Raw genomic sequence first — 17,071 nt, forward strand, 5'->3', positions numbered from 1 at the left:
AAACGGCCCACGTCATGGTGAAGGTCAACTTTTTTGACAAGCGGGTCATCAAGAAATTCCTTGAGGTCACCGCTGTCGTCAGCGGTACGCTGTCATTCGTGGTTATTTTTGTTGACGTCCCTGCCGAGTGGAAGCTGAAGGCTGGATTGGCTTTCTTGGCAATACTGGCACTCACCTACTTGGCGATATGGCTCTGGTCGAACAACCTAAACAGTATCGACATCAATGTCGAGGGCAGCGATGTCGCGATCAAGACTGGCGATATTTTCCAGCAGCCTGGATTGAAGGCAATCGCCTTCAATGAATATTTCGATACGCAGGTGGACAACAAGATAATTGGGGAGACTTCCCTCAACGGCGTTTTCATCCAGAAGCATCTCGGCGTCCCGCTCTCCGAGCTAGACCGTCACATCGAGGAATACGCTTTTGATAACAGCGAAGTCCTGGATGAAAACGAGGCCAGGAAACAGGGGAAGAAGAAAAGGTATCAGATTGGCACAATCTGCCTATACAAAGACTACCTCCTGACCGCGTTCTCCAAGTTCGACGAGAACAACAAGGCGCTGCTGACAATGCCGGAGTACCTTGAGTTTCTCATCAATTTCTGGGACAAGGTAAACAACATCTACGCCCAGCAAAGCGTATCTACCACGATCTTCGGTTCGGGAATAACGCGGATCAAGGGACACAAAAACATCTCCGACGAGGATCTCCTGAAGATAATGCTGTGGACGTTCAGAATCAGCGAAATGCGATTCAAGTACCCCGCGAAGCTGACCATCGTGATTCACGAAGACAAGATTGACCAGATCAATCTTCTCGATATTAAATCCGCCAGGAACGGCGTGTAATCTCCAATAGGAGTTCGGGGCGAACCTGCTGCTCATGGGTGCTGTCTGGGCAGGTACTGCATCAGCAGCACAGCGCCCCGCCGCGTGGGCGGGACGCTGCGGCGGTCACGCCGCCTGGGGCTTGCTGCGCGACCAGATCAGATCGTGCGTGCCGCCCTCGCCTTCGATCAGGCGGGCATAGACCGTGGCCGGGAACGAAGGATCGTCGAGGGTCACGGAGATGTACTCCCGCCCGGCCTCGCTGGTCTTCTTCCACGCCGCGCCGATGTCGTGGCCGGCGGCCTGCAGGCGGAAGTCCGGGGCCTTCTCGTTGTCCCCCTTGTCGTTGGGCACCAGCTTGACCTTGACGTTGAGCGTCAGGGTGCGAAGCGTGCCGGTGAAGCCGTCTTTGTCGGTGGTGAAGGTGCCGATGTTGGCCATGATGGATCTCCTTTCGGTTGAACAAGGTTCGCGCCCATCGCGTCCTTGTTGTGATCCGGCCGGCGGGGGACGGGCGGGCTGCACCGCTTGCGGCCGCAACGCTGTGGAGGGCCGGGAGGCGAAAAGAATTTGTCCCGCGAGGAATCTGCGCAGCAGAGGGGAAATTGTTTTCGCCGGACGGTTGCAGCCACGAAGCCCGAGGCGCAGCCGCGCCACCGCCAGGATTCACAACGAGACAAGGATGCTTTGGGCCGAACCGCTCCGAAAGGAGATAGGGCCGGCTCGACATCCCCGCACGAATGCTTCTCCGGCTCGCACATTGACGCGGGCCAGGTCATTCCCCCAACGACAAGCGAGAACGCCCCTGCCGCACCTTGCGGCGCCGGTTTTGAGGCGTGGCGTGGAAGCTCCATAGCGATGCCGGGCGGGTTGTCCGTGAACCGTCCTTCGTGACGTGATGGGCAGGAACCGCCAGCGTCGAGGACGGTACGCATCCGCACAACCTGCCGGAGAAAGCGCCAGCGTGTTCACCAGCACCCCGTCCCCTCGCCGCGGGGCGCTGGTCGGGCCGATCCAGCGCAGCCGGTTCGGCCGCATCGAGGGGCGCCAAGCTGTGCGCGGCGGGGATAGCCCGCAGGGCTTTCCCCTGGAGGCAAGTAGAGCGCGCAGCGCCGCAGGCGCGAAGGCGTGAGGGATTGGAGCCGAATGGCCGTGACGACAAAGACGGCACGGGGCGCAGCCCGCAAAGCCCGGCGGTGCAAGGCACCGACACGCCCAGGAGCGTCGCAGCATCATTCTGCCATATGCGCAACAAATATATTTGGCGCACAAAACATCATTTTCATGCAAAAATATCGACCATCATGCACAACATAGCCAACTGAGGTGAATCATGACCTTCCGAGCAGATGAAGCAGCACGCGCCGGGTACGAGGAAGTGGAGAAGTACCTTGTCCCCCGTCCCCGGGACGCCGATGAGGCCCAGCGGGCGCGAAGCAGGAGGGCGCTAGAGGACATAGCTGACGGGCTGGGGCCAGTCGTTGACCGATACCCTTCGTGGCATCCGCTGGTGCGCAATCACGATAGCCGCCATCCCGTCACCGTCCCCAGCGATCGTTGCGGCTACAAGGGGCTGGATCACACGAGGTTCTTCGTCAACGGATTCATCACCTGCCCGTATGGTGATGGCCAAGAGGTTTTAGATTCCGTTCTGGCACTTCCCCGCCACCACGCGGCCTACATCACGGCGGAAAAGCTGGATGTGCAGTTCTACAACCCGCAGACGACGCCCATTCTGGTCAAGTGTCATTGGGAAGAACTTTTCCCAGACCACATGATTCCGCTGTCTGTCGCTGTCCCCCTGCTTCTGGAGAAGGAAGTCCCCTGCTGGACGTGGTCGCAAGTCGCCGAGACCTGGGAGTCGATGCGCTCGTATTTCCTGGGTGCGCCTCACGGTGCCCGGTCATCGCTGTTCGTAAGCCAGGAAACTGGACAAGGCATCAAAAAGGTCTGGGAGACGCTGATCTACACAGGGATGTTTGGCCCGATCAAGGTGTGATGGACGCAACGAGGCATCTCAAGTGATACGCCAACGCCGCCTGCGCATAAGCGTAGGCAGCGGCGTTCTCGTTCGGCTGTTGGCCTTGAACACCGGGCGCGGCCACTGCCGCGCCCGGATTTTTGCGCCCACCGCGCCCAGGACGGAGCGGCCTGGGCGCGGTGCTGATCGCGGCTATTCCTTCGTCTCGATGATCCACCACACGGCCCGCGCCAAGGCGCAGCCCGTGACGGGGTGAATGTCGGTGAGGTCGGCGTATGCCGTCCAGCCCGAGGGCGGACGATAGCCGCACACGTCGCCTTCGCCGTGCCAGCGGCGGGCGCGTACCGTGCCGGGGGCGTAGATCGCCGCCATGCGCGGGCGGCTGGTGGTGGTGTGGGTGGCGGTTCTCCTTCTAGCGAAGCGCCTCGGTCGGGGCCGGGGCGCTTCCCTTCGGCGCGGGTCAAGCGGCCAGCGCCTCGGCGGGTTCATCCGCCATTGCTTCTGCATCCTCCGGGGCGTCCTGCTCCGGGCCTTCTTCCTGCGCGCCTTGCTGCGTTGCCTGCTGCGGACCTGCGACCTTGAAGATGGCGGGCATCCACCCCGTGCCATCCGCCAGCCGTTCGGCTTCGCTGGCAATGTCGGCCTTCTTGAGCTTCGCCAGCCGGTTGACCTGCTCGGGCGCGTACTCGCCCACGGCATCCAGAATCACGGCCTTGGAAACGTGCTTGAAGTAGCCTTCTGCGGTTGGCTTCCACCATGCGGCCATATCGAGGCCCACGGCCTGCGCCAGTTCCTCGCCGCGTTGGTGCGTCGTGGCGCGGGGCGTCACCACGTCCACCGTTGCGGCAACGCATACCGCCAGCAGGCGTACCAGCTCGTCTTGCGGCTTCGCCAGCAGCACGGCGAACAGTTCGGCGCTGTCCTCCGGCAAGCCTTCACCGGCCACCTGTTGCAGTTCGCGCAGCGCCACGGCGGCAAGCGATTGCGGCCAGTCCGGGGCCATGCCTTCCAGTCGGTCTTGCACCGTGAGGCGCACGCCCAGCGGCAGATTGTGGCCGTAATGGCTCCCCTGCAAGACAGTCTGCACCATGCCATGCACCACGGCAGCCAGCGCCGCTTGCGGATGCCGGGCCACTTCGATTTGCAGCGCGGCGGTGCGATGGGCGCTCAACCGTTGCGCCAGCCGGTCGGACATGGCTGCGGTCTTGGGCTGACTGTCGTCGTCTCCGTCCTCGCCTTCGTCATCGTTATCGGCATCCTCGCCGCCGGAACCTTGCCGCAGCCGTTCCAGCGTGCGCAATGCCTTGGCCTCAGCCTCGCGCATCAGGCCGCGATGAATGACGGCCTCGCCATTACGGTCGATGGTGACGATGGCACCGGCTGCAGCCTTCACGTTCGAGCCGTAGCCTTGCAAACTATCTTCCAGCGCCTGCAACTGCTCGCCCAGGGCTTCGCCTTCCTCCTGCAAGGCGTCGGCCTTATCCTCGTCGTCGGCATCCATCGCCGCATCCACGGCTTCACCGATGGCCCGCATCTTCTCCTGCAGCCGCTCGATGCGCTGCGCCTCGCGCTTGGACGGCTCGCGCCGTTCCCTCGGTGCGCGCTGGAAGACGTGCAGGTCGGCATGGGTCACGCCCGGCGTGGCATCCACCCAGGCCCAGCCCTCGGCCTTCACCTCGGCGGCAATGCCCGCCAGCCGGTCTTGTGCCAGCTTGTCCAGCAGCGCGGAATCGATCAGATACACGCCCGCGTCACCTTCCGCGAACAGGTCACGGCGCACGCCACCGCCTGCGGCTTCGTAGGTATCCAGTCCCACGAATCGCACCAGCGGGTGCCGGTTCGCGTCAATCTCGCGCTCGGTGAGGCGTTCGCGCAAGTTGGACGGGTGCCGCTGCCAAGTCGGCGCATCGTAGAACGCGCTTTCCTGCGCGGCGTGGTCGTCGGTGATGGCAAGGGCCATCAATTGATCGAGTGTGACGGCATCGGCGCGATAGTCGGCCATCAGGCGCGGCGAGACGTTCGCCAGCTTCAAGCGGCGCTGCACCACCAGCGGCGTCACGCTGAAATCCGCCGCAATGTCCTCGATGGGCCGACCTTCGGCCACCAGCGCGGCGAACGCCTCGAACTGGTCTGCCGCGTGCATGGCTTCGCGCTGCACGTTCTCGGTGAGGCTGGCGGTACGGGCGGTGCCATCGGCTACCAGCAGGCAAGGCACTTCCCATTCCTTGCCGATACGGTGTTTCTTCGCCAGCAGCTTCAACGCGGCGAGGCGACGGCCACCCGCGACCACCTCGTAATGCTCGCCATCGGCGGATGCGATCACGATCAGGTTTTGCAGCAGGCCCACGCGCTGGATGCTCGCGGCCAGTTCGGGGATGGACATGCGCGGGGTCTTGCGCACGTTGCGGCCCGTGGGGCGCAGCACCAGCCGCGACAGCGGAACCAGAATCAGGTTCTTGGTCGGGTCGGCGGCTTCCAGCGGGACAGCGGCGGCGGCATTGACGGCGCGGGCTTCGGTTTGCGTAGTGGCGTTCATGGTGAATCTCCAATCGAGTGAAACAAGGGAATGGAGGGGAACCGCCCCTCCGGCGGGGGAACGGTTCAGGCTTTCAACTGGCGCAGGCCATCGGCCAGCATCCAGAGGGCGCGATTGAGGCGCACATCGGAATCAATGCCCTGCACAGGGCGGGTCTGCTGGCGGCGTCCGTTGGCGCTGCGCCCGGACAGTCCGCCCTTGGTCAAGTTCTCCTGCGTGCGGTTGAACACGCTCCACAGGTCAGGGCGGCGGTCTTCAAACCGGCGCGGCATCAGGATTTGCGATTCGGTGATGGGCGCGGGCTTGTTGTCGGTGGGGTCGTACTTGAGGGCCAGCGCGGCGCGTGCGAAGACTTCGGCCTCGCCATCGTCCAAGGTGATGCCGCGCATCAGGTCGCGGGATTCCTTCACACGCTCGAAACCGCGCAGCACCTCGAACGCGCCTTCGATGACTTGGCCCGCCACGTCGCCCTTATGGGGTACGCGCACATCGGCCACGGTGTCACCGCAGACAAGGCCATTGCTGCAAACAAAGCGGAACTGGCCCGCCAGCATCTGATAGCTGCTCGTGCCATCGTGCGAGTTCAGCAGGATGATTTCATTGGCTTCCGAGCCGTTGATCTGGCTGGCATGGCGCAGGCGCAGCATGTGTTTCGTGTGCTCGCGCTTGCCTTCATCGCGCACGCGGGTTTGCGTCACCATGAAGGGCTGAAACCCCTCCTTGCGAAGTTCGGTCAGCACCGCCGCCGTGGGGATATAGGCGTATCGCTGCGAACGGCTCTCATGCGGGGCACCCGCGAAGATGGACGGCGCTACACGGTGAATCTGGTCATCGGACAGCGGGTAGTCGCTGCGCAGCGAGGGGGAGCGGGAAGCGAAACGGGATGCGAGTTGCATGGTCTTTCTCCTGACAAAAAGAGGTTTGCTGTTCACACCGCACACCGGATTCCTAGATTCGGAGCCCAGCCTTTCGGCTGTTCGGTGCGGTCGGCACGAGGAACCCGGTTGGCCCTGTTGCCACCGTCTTTCCTGAGTTCATCGCCCGCGACGGTCAGGAGCGCGCGGACGGGGGCCGTCAAGGAGAAAAGCGCAGGGTTGGTGCGGCCCGCAGGCGCAGCCGAGGACACGGCCCTGCGCGCCTTGATGGCACACGGGAGCGGGCTACAGTCGCGGACAAGGTGATGGAGTCAGGGAAGACGGCTGGACATGGCAACGGCCTTCCCCCTGCGCTGACCGCACGGCAAGCGAAGCGCGCAGGCCCGAAGCGGGAAGCCGGGCCGGAGGCGTCAGCCGAGCGGAGCGAGGGAACGATGGAAGCCCGGAAGGGGCGAGACGCCGCAGGCGGCTCGATGCGCTACGCGCACGACAGCGCGACCGGCCATCTCCCAGGTGGCCGGGGACGCCCAGCAGTTTGGGCATCGCGGAATTTGTCTTTGGTCGATTTTTCGCGGACAATGTGGGCAAGGCCCTGTCCGCCTGAGCTTCGAGCGGCTCAATCAAGACTGCGTTCTGCTTTCCCCCGTATTTCTTGCCACCACCATGCGATATCGCCTGGGCGTAGGCCAAGTAATCGCTCGATTGGTCTGCGCTGAAATCAGGAGAATCGTATGCCCATCGGCATTTCCGACCTTGCCCATTCCGTTCGCAAGAACAGCGCTTCCGTGGCCGCACCTGTGCAGCTTGGCCACGCGCAGCAACTCATCGTTGCTGCACTTGGCTACAAGAGCCTTGCCGCCTACCAGGCTGCGCAGGTAGCCGCGGTCGAACCCCAGGATTTGGGCAACGTCCACCACGTTGTAGTCGACTACGACCAGCTCGATCAGCGCGCCAGCGAACTTGGCGCGGCCCCCACGCCAAGCCAACTGCACGAGTTGATCGACGCAGCCTTCAAAGAGCGGGCGCCTCGTACACACATTCACGCCTCTCATGCGGACTTCGACAACTACTTGCGTGAGCATGTGGATCAGGTGGTCATCGAAGACGATGACGTGAACAGCGAGATGGCCAACGCCAATTACGATGGCATTGATGAGGTCTATTTCGATTTCGAGGTCGAGTCTGAAAACGTACCCGTTGGCGGCTCGCTGGAAATCAACCTGGATGGCCATGTTGGCCTGGGAATCGACACTGAGCGCCCCTACGCGGGCCACAAAGTGAACGTGGAAGGCTTCCTGACAGTGGATCGATTGGGTAGCCAGTGCTTTGGGTCAGTGGACTGCCAAGTCACCAAAGCGGAACTCGATACGAACTGGGGAGATGACGACTACGATGGCGAGCCACCGCCGCGCAGCGTATCGCAAGCCTATGCCGAACTGCTGGGCCTCGAACTGCATGAGGTTGGCAATCTCGCCGATGTAGAAGCAATGGAGCTGGACGGCAGTAGCGGTGAAATGGTCTATGGCTACCTCCTCGACTTCACGGACTACGCATCGCCCGAGATAGCGCAGAAGATCTTGCGCCGCCACTCCTCACTGCGTATCGAAGTCGGCCCTGGCTTCTTTGAAGGTGTTCGCAGCGACGACTGGCCTCGCTGACGATGTAGTAAAGCGCATCCCGATATGGGATGCGCTGCTGGGCCATTCGCCCAGGGCCGGGTTAGACAACGATCCGCCCGGCCAGCCGCGCATCGCGCGCATAAGCGCTCAAGCGCTTCTCGGCGCGGAACGACAGGTCACGCTCGATCGGCAGGCCCAGCCCGCCACGCACCGTTGCCAGCTCGCCCAAACTGACCCAGCCGATTTCCGGCATCCCCAGGCCCAGGTCGCAAAGGCCAAAGGCGTGGTCGTGGTCATCGGGATCAATCTCGGTCAGCAGCCAGGTCGCACCGGCGTCCGGCGTGAACAGCTTGACCACGGGGGCCGGATCGAAGTCCGGGTTCTCCAAGGATTCGCGGCCGTTGGCCAGTAGCACGATGCGCTGCTCGTCAGTGATAAGTGCGTTGTTCATGGTGAACTCCTGAAAGGATGCCGGGCGGAATTGCCCGACCCTTCCGGGGCACGACGCAGCGCAAGCAGTCAGGGGTCAACGACGGCCGCCAGGACGCAAGCGTGCAAGCACGCGCAGCCCTTGAAGGCGAGAACGCCGTGGTACGATGAAGGGAACAGCAAGACCGCCTCCCTCGCACCTCCACGCACCCCGGTTTTCGGCAAGTGCGCAGCACGCGCAGGCCCGCAAGGGCCGGAGCTGCGCCACCGGGCGCAGCAAAAAAAGGGGGCCGAAGCCCCCGAGGGTCAAAGCAGGCCGCATTCGGCGAATGACGTGGTGCTGCTGCCCTCGACGATGATGTGATCCAGCGTGCGAACCTCCACCAGCGCCAGCGCCTGCCGAAGCTGCGCGGTCAGAGCTTTGTCAGCCGCGCTCGGCTCGGGGTTCCCGCTGGGGTGATTGTGCGAAATGATGACCGCCGCCGCATTGAGCCGCAGCGCCTGTTCACTACTTCGCGCGGATGTACCTCGGCCGAGTCGATCGTGCCGTGGAACATCTCCACGTAGTCGATCAGCCGATGGCGCGTGTCGAGGAACAGCATCGCAAAGACTTCGTGCTCGTAGCCGGCCAGCTTGGCGCGCAGGTAGTCCTTCACCGCCTCCGGCGACGTGAACGTCTCGCCGCGCTGCATCTTCTGTTCGATGACCTGACGCGCAGCTTCCAGAATCTGGTCGGCGTCCGCCGGCCGATAGCGGCCACGGCCATCGCGCACCATTAGCGGAGTATCGAGAGAGAGGGAAAGTTGCGACATGATCGTGCTCCGGTTACTCGGGCGGAATTGCCCGGAACCGTGGGAAACACGGCGCAGCGCAAGCAGTCAGGGGTCGCAGACGGCCGCCAGGACGCAAGCGCGCACCAGCGCGCGCCGCCCTTGACGGCGAGAACGCCGTGATACGGTGAAGGGAACAGCAAGACCGCCCACATCCCGCCCACTGCACACACTCGGCTTTGGGCAAGCGCAGCGCGCAGGCCCGAGAGGGCCGGAGGCGTCAGGGATCAAAGCCGGATGGCCGCGATTCGGCACGAAGCGCGGGGCGCAGCCCGCGAGCCCGACGGCAGCACGCCGGGACGCATGGATGATTGAATTACCACCCTCTCATCTTGAAAATTCGGCCTCGATCGCCCTCATCGTGCAGCGTGACGACGATTTCGCCTGCTGTAAAAACAGGGGCATCATCTTCTGCACGTACAGGCAAATCTGAGTCGATCAGCGTGATGACCGGCTGCAATCCCAAATCTGCATAGCGACGTACAACCGTCAGCAAATTCTCTTTCTTGCGGTCATCCAGCGACTCCAACACTCCGTCGTGATACACAAAGCGTGGGAACTTCTCGCTCAGGTGTGCTCGCAGCACGGCCATATCGAAAGCGACACACAGCAGCTTGCGGTATGTGTGCCCCAGGTCAGCACTGGTGGCGTTGCCCGATCCATCAAGAATTTCCGCTTTGAAGTCCAGGTGACCTACCTGGTTGATCGCCACGCTCAACAGTGCCTTGCGATCAATGACTTCCTCAACAATTTCGCTGAAGAAAACGCGGATCGTGGAGAACGGGCTTGCCTGATCCGAGTTCTGCTTATCCACGTCGGCTTCGATCCGCGCTTGCAAATGGTCGCGCTCTTCCGTCAAGGATCGAATCTCAGCGCGCAACTCCTGGAGGCGATGCAAGTGGCCTTTCTGGTGCTCCAACGATGTGATGTCCGCGCGCAACGTCACCATCTCATCCGAGAGCTGTTTGTACTTGGTGAAAACATCCGTTCCGCTCAGGAAGGAGAGCATTTCCGAGCGCTTTTTTCCTAGCGCATTCAATTCTGCATTCACCCGCTTCAGCTCACCTTCGATTTCCGCGAACTCCTCTTGGAGATAGCCACGGCGCTCATCCGTGATGGCCCGATTGAAAGCAATCAACTGCTGGAAATCTTTCTTGATCTGCCCCTGGAACAACACGCCGGCTTCGCCAAACAACCTCTGCGCCTCATCGGGACTGAAAAGGATTTGATCTTCCTGCAACGATGCTTGCACCTTCTTCCTGTTTTGACTCAAGGAATAACGTTCCGAATTCAGCGCGGCAATTCGCTCATCGACTTCATCAACCACCTTTTTGGTGCGATCTTTGTCTTGGGCGCGAAAATCGAAAGCATCCAACAGCACTTGCTTCTTCTCTGCGTCTTTTTGCTTGAGCAGAAGAATGCCTTCAATTTTGCTGATGTCCTCGACCGAGCCTCCTAGTTCATTTTTAATGGTTTGCGCTGTCTCCTGCTTTTTGGCGAGTTCGTGCTCTTTCGCATAGTGGTCAGCGATCAGCTTGGCATCGAAGCCCAGAAGATGTGCAAGGAATGGCTTCCAGTCGGCGTGTTTAGAGGCGAACTTGCGAAGTTGGAAAACTTCACGAAAATCCTCTTGCGAACGCAGCAGGTAACCAAGCGCTTTCCGGTACGACCACGGCTTGAGAGCACGCCAGTCGAGCAGGCCGTCAAGCAGTTCGCGTGCGCGTTCAAAAGGAACGTCCCGATGTCCCCATTCTGCGAGCGCCAAAGCCGAAAAGTCCTGGTGGCCTGCTTCATGCTGCTTGAAGGCAATCTTGGTTGCGTCTTCTACGCTGCGTCGGATCGTGATGAAAGAGCCGTCTTCCAGTTCAATTTCAAGGAAAAAAACGAAATCCTTGAACAAGTCAAAATGCTTGAAGAGGAAGAACTTAGGGTCTTTGCCTGCCAGGAAGCAAAAATCCAAAAGACGCCCCAGCGTGGTCTTCCCAAGATTATGGGTGTCCTTGTTTCGATTCTCCGGCAGACGAATTTCAGCCATGACGACGTTCAGCCCAGGAGCAAAGTCCACGGGCTCGAACACATCCGGCTTGTTCGAATAGAGTTTAGATAGCTTCATTTGGCCCCACGTATTCCACTGCGTCAGTCTTGGGGCGATATTCAACTAAGCCCATCAAATAGAGAAAGTTGAGCGCGGGCAGGAAAAGTACATCGCCACCCACGACGTGCTTCTTCGCAAATTTGCGCAGCACATCGTATTCATCGACACGACGATCTTTCAGTCGCGACAGGAGCAGCAGAGAAACGTTAATAACTGTGCGATCAGGATGTGAGTGTTTGGTTGGCCGCAGCATCATCCACCTCCCCAATGTCACAATTCCAATACATGTAGAAAAGAATGGCTCGCGTCAGTCGCTTGTGCGCGTGCTGCCGAAGAACCGGGTCACGATTGAACAGCAGATCTACCAGATACTCCATGACCTCGTCGAAGGTCTGGTAGTCCTTGCGCTTCGCAAGAATCTTGAGCTGAAACTCATCGACCACAGATTCGTACATGCGCAGCAATTCGATATTCTCTGGCGCAGCAAGAAACGTGCGAATTTGCGCCGTTTCCTTCAGGTATTTTCGCCTCTGCTCCTTTGCGTACGCTGCCGTCATATTGTTCAGCGTGTTCTTTTCCTCATACGTCACACGTACGGTGGGTGGGTCGTCGAGTAACGCCGTCAAACCATCCTTCTGCCGTGCTAGCGCCTGGACAACCTCTGCAAGATCATCTGGACTAACAATCAACGGCGAGTCCACCGCATCCAAATTCGCCTCCTGGGCCACCTCTGGAAAGCGTTTCAGCCAAAGTTCCAGTTGTTCCAAGCCGCAAAGATAGATAGACGAAGCAGGGACGCCGCATTCGGCGGCGATGTGGTCACGGATTTCCGTCTCGGAATTGCCGGTCAGGCGGCGATTCGCAAACAGCATGTAGTGGTCGAGTTGCTTGGCCTCGCGCAGCTTCTTGATGCGTGGTACTTCTTTGCCGACCACCGTATTGCTGCTAGACGTGCTGTAGAAGTCCAGTTCCGAAAAACTGCGGTTGTACCCGTTGGTATGCTTGGCCTGAACGATGACTGTGCCTACCCACGGGGCTGTCTTGCTAGGATGCAGCTCGGCCGTGCCGACGAATTTTGCGTCACGCCCGCCATCCGGCCCTTTTGCGAATCCCTGAACGGCGATACCGAGCAAGCGCTGGCACAAGAGCACGATCAGTACCTCGAACTGATCGTCGCTCAAATCTTCATAAGCAAACTTCATTCTCCCCATCCCCCTCTATGCAGGCCCCATCGACTCATGCAGCAACCGTAATGCACGCCGAATGAGTACGCCGCGCAGGCTGCACCACAATCTCCACACGCTGGTCCAGTGACACCAGTGCCTGCATCAGCCGTTCCAGTGAAATGTTCTGGAGCTTGTAGCGGCGGACTTGGGACACTTTCGGTTGAGTCATGCCCGTGATCGCCGCAGCCTCCGTCTGGCTCAGGCCGCGATGGTCAATCAATTCATTGAGCTTGAGCGCGAGCGCTGCCTTTGCCGAAAGCTCTTCAGCATCGTCAAAGCCCAAATCTCGCAGCACGTTGTCAGTGCCTTGCGAATGGTCACTACGCTTCATCGTTTATCTCCCGCTCGTCTTGTGACGGGCCAGCACGGCCTTCAACCGCTTCTCGATCAGTTCCAAGTCCGGCTGCGGCGTGGCGATGCCGGACTTGGACTTCTTCTGGAACGCATGTAGTACATGTACCGCATCGCCCATCTTCACTGTATAGACCGCCCGGAAAGTATCGCTCCGATGGTCTTCCACCAATTCGTACACACCGGAGCCCAACCCCCTCCAGGGCTTGGCCGAATGTGGTGTGCTGCCCAACTGAACGATGAACAACGCCACACCCATGTCCTTCTGTACATCGACGGGAAACTCCTTGAAGTCCTTCTTCGAGGAGCCTTCCCAGTACAGCAGCTTGCGTTTCTGAACCATGATTATATCCGTTCGGGTATGAATCGCAAGAAGTTGGCTTAAGTAGCTGCTGTTTCCACCGGATCAGTTCGCCTCGCGCCAGTGATGGCTTGGCGTCGGCTGGCCACCAGTTCGGCCGCATCGCGCACCGGCTTGTCCTCGGTGTGGACGTAGTGCATGAACATCGCCACGGTCTTGTGGCCCGTTAACTTCATGCCTACTTTGGTGGGTACGCCCGAATTGGCAATGTCGGTCGTCGAGCGGTGGCGGATGCCGTGCGTGCCGACGTGCGGCACGCCGGCGGCCTTGAGCACCCGGCACCAGCCGCCATAGTGCTCGCCAAAAGTCAGGTGCTTGTCGGGGTTGTGGGGCGAAGGCAGGACATAGGGGCAGCCTTCCCGACGCGGAGCTGTCGAAAGCAGCCGATAGGCTTCCGCACTCATGGGCTTGGACATGCCGCCGGTCTTGCTGTCAGGCCAAACCACGCGGCGGTTCTCGAAGTCCAGCCAAGTCCATTCGAGCGGGCAGACTTCGGAGCGACGCGCGGCAAACTCAAATTGCAGCCGGATCGCCAGCGGGATGACGTAGTTCTCCAATCCTTCGGCCTCCAGCTTGTCCAGGTGGCGGTAGATCAGCGCCAGTTCGCCGTCCACGATGAGCCGGGTTTCCTTTCCCGGCGGAAACATCGGGACATGGCGGCACGGGTTGGTGCCGTCCGGGCGGTAGCCCCACACCTCGGCCAGATTGAACATCTTGCGCAGTACGCCGAATGCCTTATTTGCCTCGGTCGGCTTGTACGAGAGCTTTTCCATCAGCCCGGCAATGTCGGGGCGCTTCACATCAAGCACTTTCTTGCGGCCCAGCAATGGGATGATGCAGCGGTCGATGACGCCCTGATAGCCTTCCTGCGTGCTGGGCTTGTTGCGCTTCTTGGAGTAGTCCTCCATGAACTTCTTGCACAACTCCGCGATAGTGGGGGCCTTGCGCGCCTCGGTCTTGGCACCGCCGGGATCGCCACCCCGGCGAACCTCGGCCAGCCAGTCCTGGGCCATAACGCGGGCTTGCTCGACGGTCAGCTCCCCAAACAGGCCCAAGGCGGGTTTGCGGCGCTCCCCGGCATTCGTGCGGTACTGGAGCATGAACACCCGGCGACCCGCCGGGGTGATCTTGCACAGGAAGCCCGGCACCACGGTATCCCGCAGTTCGACCGCCTGCGCCTGGGGCTGCGCCGACTCCACAGCGGTCTTGGTGAGTTTGATCTTGGCCATGATGACTCCTCGGAAAGACCCGTTTCCAAGAGCCACATGGGAGCCATGAGAGTGGAAGCCGGGTCAGGTTTCAGAAAGCACCGGCATATGATGGACGCGCGTAAGTTATTGATAAACCTGCTGTATCCAGCTTCAGCGCAGTCCAGCGAAGTGCCAGGCTGGAGTCATCGTGAAATAAAAAACGCCCCGGCCGAGCGGCGGGGGCGTTGGCAGCGCGAGGTGTGCGCGGAAGATGCGTGGCTTACAGCGAGTCGATGAAGCTGCGCAGCTTGTCCGAGCGGCTCGGGTGCTTGAGCTTGCGCAGCGCCTTGGCCTCGATCTGGCGGATGCGTTCGCGCGTCACGTCGAACTGCTTGCCCACTTCTTCCAGCGTGTGGTCGGTGGACATTTCGATGCCGAAGCGCATGCGCAGCACCTTGGCTTCGCGCGGGGTCAGGCCGTCGAGGATGTCCTTCACCACGTCGCGCAGGCCGGCCTGCATGGCGGCGTCCACGGGTGCGGTGTTGTTGCTGTCCTCGATGAAGTCGCCCAGGTGGCTGTCGTCGTCGTCGCCGATGGGGGTTTCCATCGAGATCGGCTCCTTGGCGATCTTCATGATCTTGCGGATCTTGTCCTCGGGGATCTCCATCTTCGCGGCCAGGATGGACGCATCGGGCTCGAAGCCGAACTCCTGCAGGTGCTGGCGGCTGATGCGGTTCATCTTGTTGATGGTCTCGATCATGTGCACCGGGATGCGGATGGTTCGAGCTTGATCCGCGATGGATCGTGTGATCGCCTGGCGGATCCACCACGTGGCGTAGGTCGAGAACTTGTAGCCGCGGCGGTATTCGAACTTGTCCACCGCCTTCATCAGGCCGATGTTGCCCTCCTGGATCAGATCCAGGAACTGCAGGCCGCGGTTGGTGTACTTCTTGGCGATCGAGATCACCAGGCGCAGGTTGGCCTCGATCATCTCCTTCTTGGCGTCGCGCGAGCTGGCTTCACCCGCGTTCATGCGCTTGTTGATCTCCTTGAGCTCGGACAGCGGCACCACCACGCGCGACTGCAGGTCGATCAGCTTTTGCTGCAGTTCCTGGATCGGCGGGATGTTGCGCTGCATCACGGCGCTCCAGGGCTTGCCGGCGGCGGCCTGCTTCTCGACCCACTGCAGGTTCAGCAGGTTGGCCGGGAATTCCTTGATGAAGGTCTCCTGGGGCATACCGCACTTGTCCACGATGATGCGGCGCAGCTCGCGCTCCATCTTGCGCACGTCGTCCACCTGGGCGCGCACCATGTCGCACAGCTTCTCGATGGTCTTGGCCGTGAAACGGATGGTCATCAGCTCTGCCGAGATCTCGTGCTGCACCTTCATGTACGCGGGACCGCCGTAGCCGTCCTTGTCGTAGATCTTGTGCATCTTCTCGAACAGCGCGCGCAGCGTGTCGAAGCGGCGCAGGGCCTCGTTCTTGAGCTCTTCCAGCTTCTTGGTCAGCGCCTTGGAGCCGCCCTTGCCGTCGTCGTCGTCTTCCTCGTCGAACTCGTCGAAATCCTCCTCGGCCACGTAGTCGTCGGCCTCGTTGGGATTGGAGAAGCCGTCCACCACGGTGGAGATGACGACCTTGCCCTCGCGGATTTCCTCACCCATGTTGAGGATCTCGGCGATGGTGGCGGGCGAGGCGCTGATGGCCTCCATCATGTCCATCAGGCCGCCCTCGATGCGCTTGGCGATCTCGATCTCGCCTTCGCGCGTGAGCAGCTCCACCTTACCCATCTCGCGCATGTACATGCGCACGGGGTCGGTGGTGCGGCCGAATTCCGAGTCCACGGTGGACAGGGCGGCCTCGGCTTCTTCCTCGGCCTCCTCCACGGTGGTGGCCGTGGGGGTCACGTTGTTCTGGAACAGCGTCTCGGCGTCGGGCGTTTGCTCGTACACGGCCACGCCCATGTCGCCCAGCATGGCGACCACGACTTCCATGGTTTCGGCGTCCACCAGCTTGTCGGGCAGGTGGTCGGAGATTTCCACCTGCGTGAGGTAGCCGCGCGTCTTGCCCAGCGTGATCAGCTTCTTGAGCTGCGAGCGGCGCTTGGCCATGTCCTCTTCGGACAGGACGGTTTCGTCCAGGCCGAACTCCTTCATCAAGGCGCGTTCCTTGGCCTTGCTGATCTTCATGCGCAGGGGCTTGGCCTTCTCGACCGGGGCGGCTTCGGCGGCCTCAACCACCTCGGCTTCGGGCTCGCCTTCGAGGTCGGACTCGATGTCGGACAGGTCGGCGTCGTCCTCCAGGCCTTCTTCCTTGGCCTTGGGCTTGCGGCCGCGCTTGGCAGCAGCGGTGGTGCCGGCGGCCTTGGCGGGGCGGCCGGGCTTCTTCTTGGGCGCCTCTTCGGCGACTTCGGGCTCGGCAGCAGCCGCCTTGGCGCGCGCGGGCTTCTTCTTCAACAGTTCATCAGCGGCTTTTTTCAGCTCGGCAGCAGTTTTCGGCGTGGACACAGTCTTGACTTTCGGCGCAGCCTTGGGCGCGGCGGCAGCGGCCTTGACAGGGGCGGCTTTCGCGGGCGCCTTAGCGGCGGCTTTCACAGTGGTTGCGGCTTTGGAAGCGGCCTTCGCGGGGGTGCCAGAGGCAGACTTGGGCGACTTCGCGTACTTTTGAACGGGCATGGACAACCTCAGGGTCAAAAACGGACACACAAAGAAAACACAAGCGCCAAGGAACCCGGCGCGGGCAGGCACGG

The 17,071-nt window shown here is 61.1% G+C and carries 15 protein-coding genes and 1 pseudogene; 3 read left to right on the top strand and 13 right to left on the bottom strand.

Annotation, left to right across the window (positions count from 1 at the left end; translation table 11 throughout):
• Positions 1 to 14: 14 nt before the first annotated feature.
• Positions 15 to 851 (top strand): macro domain-containing protein, encoded by an 837-nt coding sequence (locus I3K84_RS20410; protein WP_004355978.1) that lies wholly within the window; start codon positions 15 to 17, stop codon positions 849 to 851.
• 105 nt (positions 852 to 956) lie between these two features.
• On the opposite strand, the gene I3K84_RS20415 is transcribed toward I3K84_RS20410, so the two are convergent.
• Positions 957 to 1,271, bottom strand: coding sequence for a DUF736 domain-containing protein (locus I3K84_RS20415; protein ID WP_004355976.1), 315 nt, complete (start codon positions 1,269 to 1,271; stop codon positions 957 to 959).
• An 892-nt stretch (positions 1,272 to 2,163) separates the two neighbouring features.
• On the opposite strand from I3K84_RS20415, the gene I3K84_RS20420 reads away from it, so the two are divergent.
• The gene (locus tag I3K84_RS20420) at positions 2,164 to 2,829 is read left to right on the top strand and encodes a hypothetical protein (protein ID WP_004355974.1); all 666 of its coding nucleotides are present in this window, start codon (positions 2,164 to 2,166) and stop codon (positions 2,827 to 2,829) included.
• Positions 2,830 to 3,003: 174 nt separating this feature from the next.
• Here the strand turns inward: I3K84_RS20420 and I3K84_RS20425 are convergent, their stop codons facing one another.
• From I3K84_RS20425 to I3K84_RS20435, 3 genes are all read right to left on the bottom strand, one after another.
• Complete coding sequence (locus I3K84_RS20425; protein ID WP_004355972.1) at positions 3,004 to 3,183, bottom strand: hypothetical protein; 180 nt, start codon at positions 3,181 to 3,183, stop codon at positions 3,004 to 3,006.
• Positions 3,184 to 3,271: 88 nt separating this feature from the next.
• Positions 3,272 to 5,347, bottom strand: coding sequence for a ParB/RepB/Spo0J family partition protein (locus tag I3K84_RS20430; protein WP_196995264.1), 2,076 nt, complete (start codon positions 5,345 to 5,347; stop codon positions 3,272 to 3,274).
• A 65-nt stretch (positions 5,348 to 5,412) separates the two neighbouring features.
• Positions 5,413 to 6,243: a DUF932 domain-containing protein gene (locus tag I3K84_RS20435; RefSeq protein ID WP_187576135.1), complete on the bottom strand. Its 831-nt coding sequence runs from the start codon at positions 6,241 to 6,243 to the stop codon at positions 5,413 to 5,415.
• Positions 6,244 to 6,953: 710 nt separating this feature from the next.
• Between I3K84_RS20435 and I3K84_RS20440 the strand changes: the two genes are divergently transcribed.
• Complete coding sequence (locus I3K84_RS20440) at positions 6,954 to 7,880, top strand: hypothetical protein (RefSeq protein ID WP_012249084.1); 927 nt, start codon at positions 6,954 to 6,956, stop codon at positions 7,878 to 7,880.
• Positions 7,881 to 7,941: 61 nt separating this feature from the next.
• Here the strand turns inward: I3K84_RS20440 and I3K84_RS20445 are convergent, their stop codons facing one another.
• From I3K84_RS20445 to rpoD, 9 genes and pseudogenes are all read right to left on the bottom strand, one after another.
• Entirely contained in the window at positions 7,942 to 8,292 is a 351-nt protein-coding gene (locus I3K84_RS20445) for a DUF2958 domain-containing protein (RefSeq protein ID WP_012249083.1), read from the bottom strand.
• A gap of 284 nt (positions 8,293 to 8,576) precedes the next feature.
• Positions 8,577 to 9,082 (bottom strand): annotated as a pseudogene (gene radC / locus I3K84_RS20450) (DNA repair protein RadC).
• 334 nt (positions 9,083 to 9,416) lie between these two features.
• Positions 9,417 to 11,213, bottom strand: a complete 1,797-nt coding sequence (locus I3K84_RS20455; protein ID WP_012249081.1) for a DUF2326 domain-containing protein — start codon at positions 11,211 to 11,213, stop codon at positions 9,417 to 9,419.
• Positions 11,200 to 11,451, bottom strand: coding sequence for an ABC-three component system middle component 8 (locus tag I3K84_RS20460; RefSeq protein WP_228708800.1), 252 nt, complete (start codon positions 11,449 to 11,451; stop codon positions 11,200 to 11,202). The genes I3K84_RS20455 and I3K84_RS20460 overlap by 14 nt, the downstream gene beginning before the upstream one ends.
• Positions 11,417 to 12,397 (bottom strand): ABC-three component system protein, encoded by a 981-nt coding sequence (locus I3K84_RS20465; RefSeq protein WP_012249079.1) that lies wholly within the window; start codon positions 12,395 to 12,397, stop codon positions 11,417 to 11,419. The genes I3K84_RS20460 and I3K84_RS20465 overlap by 35 nt, the downstream gene beginning before the upstream one ends.
• 34 nt (positions 12,398 to 12,431) lie before the next feature.
• Positions 12,432 to 12,752 carry a helix-turn-helix domain-containing protein gene (locus tag I3K84_RS20470; RefSeq protein ID WP_012249078.1) on the bottom strand — a complete coding sequence of 107 codons (321 nt, stop codon included), beginning with the start codon at positions 12,750 to 12,752 and terminating at the stop codon, positions 12,432 to 12,434.
• Positions 12,753 to 12,755: 3 nt separating this feature from the next.
• Positions 12,756 to 13,115: a type II toxin-antitoxin system RelE/ParE family toxin gene (locus tag I3K84_RS20475; RefSeq protein WP_187576132.1), complete on the bottom strand. Its 360-nt coding sequence runs from the start codon at positions 13,113 to 13,115 to the stop codon at positions 12,756 to 12,758.
• Between the two features lie 38 nt (positions 13,116 to 13,153).
• Positions 13,154 to 14,362, bottom strand: a complete 1,209-nt coding sequence (locus I3K84_RS20480; RefSeq protein ID WP_012249076.1) for a site-specific integrase — start codon at positions 14,360 to 14,362, stop codon at positions 13,154 to 13,156.
• Positions 14,363 to 14,603: 241 nt separating this feature from the next.
• Entirely contained in the window at positions 14,604 to 16,997 is a 2,394-nt protein-coding gene (gene rpoD / locus I3K84_RS20485) for an RNA polymerase sigma factor RpoD (RefSeq protein ID WP_196995227.1), read from the bottom strand.
• Between the last annotated feature and the right edge of the window lie 74 nt (positions 16,998 to 17,071).

It is taken from the genome of Diaphorobacter sp. JS3051 (assembly GCF_015832135.1).
GTDB lineage: Bacteria > Pseudomonadota > Gammaproteobacteria > Burkholderiales > Burkholderiaceae_C > Diaphorobacter > Diaphorobacter nitroreducens.

What these genes read in the sequence shown, in the direction of transcription:
- I3K84_RS20425 (WP_004355972.1), bottom strand. Translation starts at nt 3,183, where the DNA reads ATGGCGGCGATCTACGCCCCCGGCACGGTACGCGCCCGCCGCTGGCAC.
- I3K84_RS20480 (WP_012249076.1), bottom strand. Translation starts at nt 14,362, where the DNA reads ATGGCCAAGATCAAACTCACCAAGACCGCTGTGGAGTCGGCGCAGCCC.
- I3K84_RS20435 (WP_187576135.1), bottom strand. Translation starts at nt 6,243, where the DNA reads ATGCAACTCGCATCCCGTTTCGCTTCCCGCTCCCCCTCGCTGCGCAGC.
- rpoD (WP_196995227.1), bottom strand. Translation starts at nt 16,997, where the DNA reads ATGCCCGTTCAAAAGTACGCGAAGTCGCCCAAGTCTGCCTCTGGCACC.
- I3K84_RS20475 (WP_187576132.1), bottom strand. Translation starts at nt 13,115, where the DNA reads ATGGTTCAGAAACGCAAGCTGCTGTACTGGGAAGGCTCCTCGAAGAAG.
- I3K84_RS20445 (WP_012249083.1), bottom strand. Translation starts at nt 8,292, where the DNA reads ATGAACAACGCACTTATCACTGACGAGCAGCGCATCGTGCTACTGGCC.
- I3K84_RS20465 (WP_012249079.1), bottom strand. Translation starts at nt 12,397, where the DNA reads ATGAAGTTTGCTTATGAAGATTTGAGCGACGATCAGTTCGAGGTACTG.
- I3K84_RS20470 (WP_012249078.1), bottom strand. Translation starts at nt 12,752, where the DNA reads ATGAAGCGTAGTGACCATTCGCAAGGCACTGACAACGTGCTGCGAGAT.
- I3K84_RS20430 (WP_196995264.1), bottom strand. Translation starts at nt 5,347, where the DNA reads ATGAACGCCACTACGCAAACCGAAGCCCGCGCCGTCAATGCCGCCGCC.
- I3K84_RS20420 (WP_004355974.1), top strand. Translation starts at nt 2,164, where the DNA reads ATGACCTTCCGAGCAGATGAAGCAGCACGCGCCGGGTACGAGGAAGTG.
- I3K84_RS20415 (WP_004355976.1), bottom strand. Translation starts at nt 1,271, where the DNA reads ATGGCCAACATCGGCACCTTCACCACCGACAAAGACGGCTTCACCGGC.
- I3K84_RS20455 (WP_012249081.1), bottom strand. Translation starts at nt 11,213, where the DNA reads ATGAAGCTATCTAAACTCTATTCGAACAAGCCGGATGTGTTCGAGCCC.
- I3K84_RS20410 (WP_004355978.1), top strand. Translation starts at nt 15, where the DNA reads ATGGTGAAGGTCAACTTTTTTGACAAGCGGGTCATCAAGAAATTCCTT.
- I3K84_RS20440 (WP_012249084.1), top strand. Translation starts at nt 6,954, where the DNA reads ATGCCCATCGGCATTTCCGACCTTGCCCATTCCGTTCGCAAGAACAGC.
- I3K84_RS20460 (WP_228708800.1), bottom strand. Translation starts at nt 11,451, where the DNA reads ATGATGCTGCGGCCAACCAAACACTCACATCCTGATCGCACAGTTATT.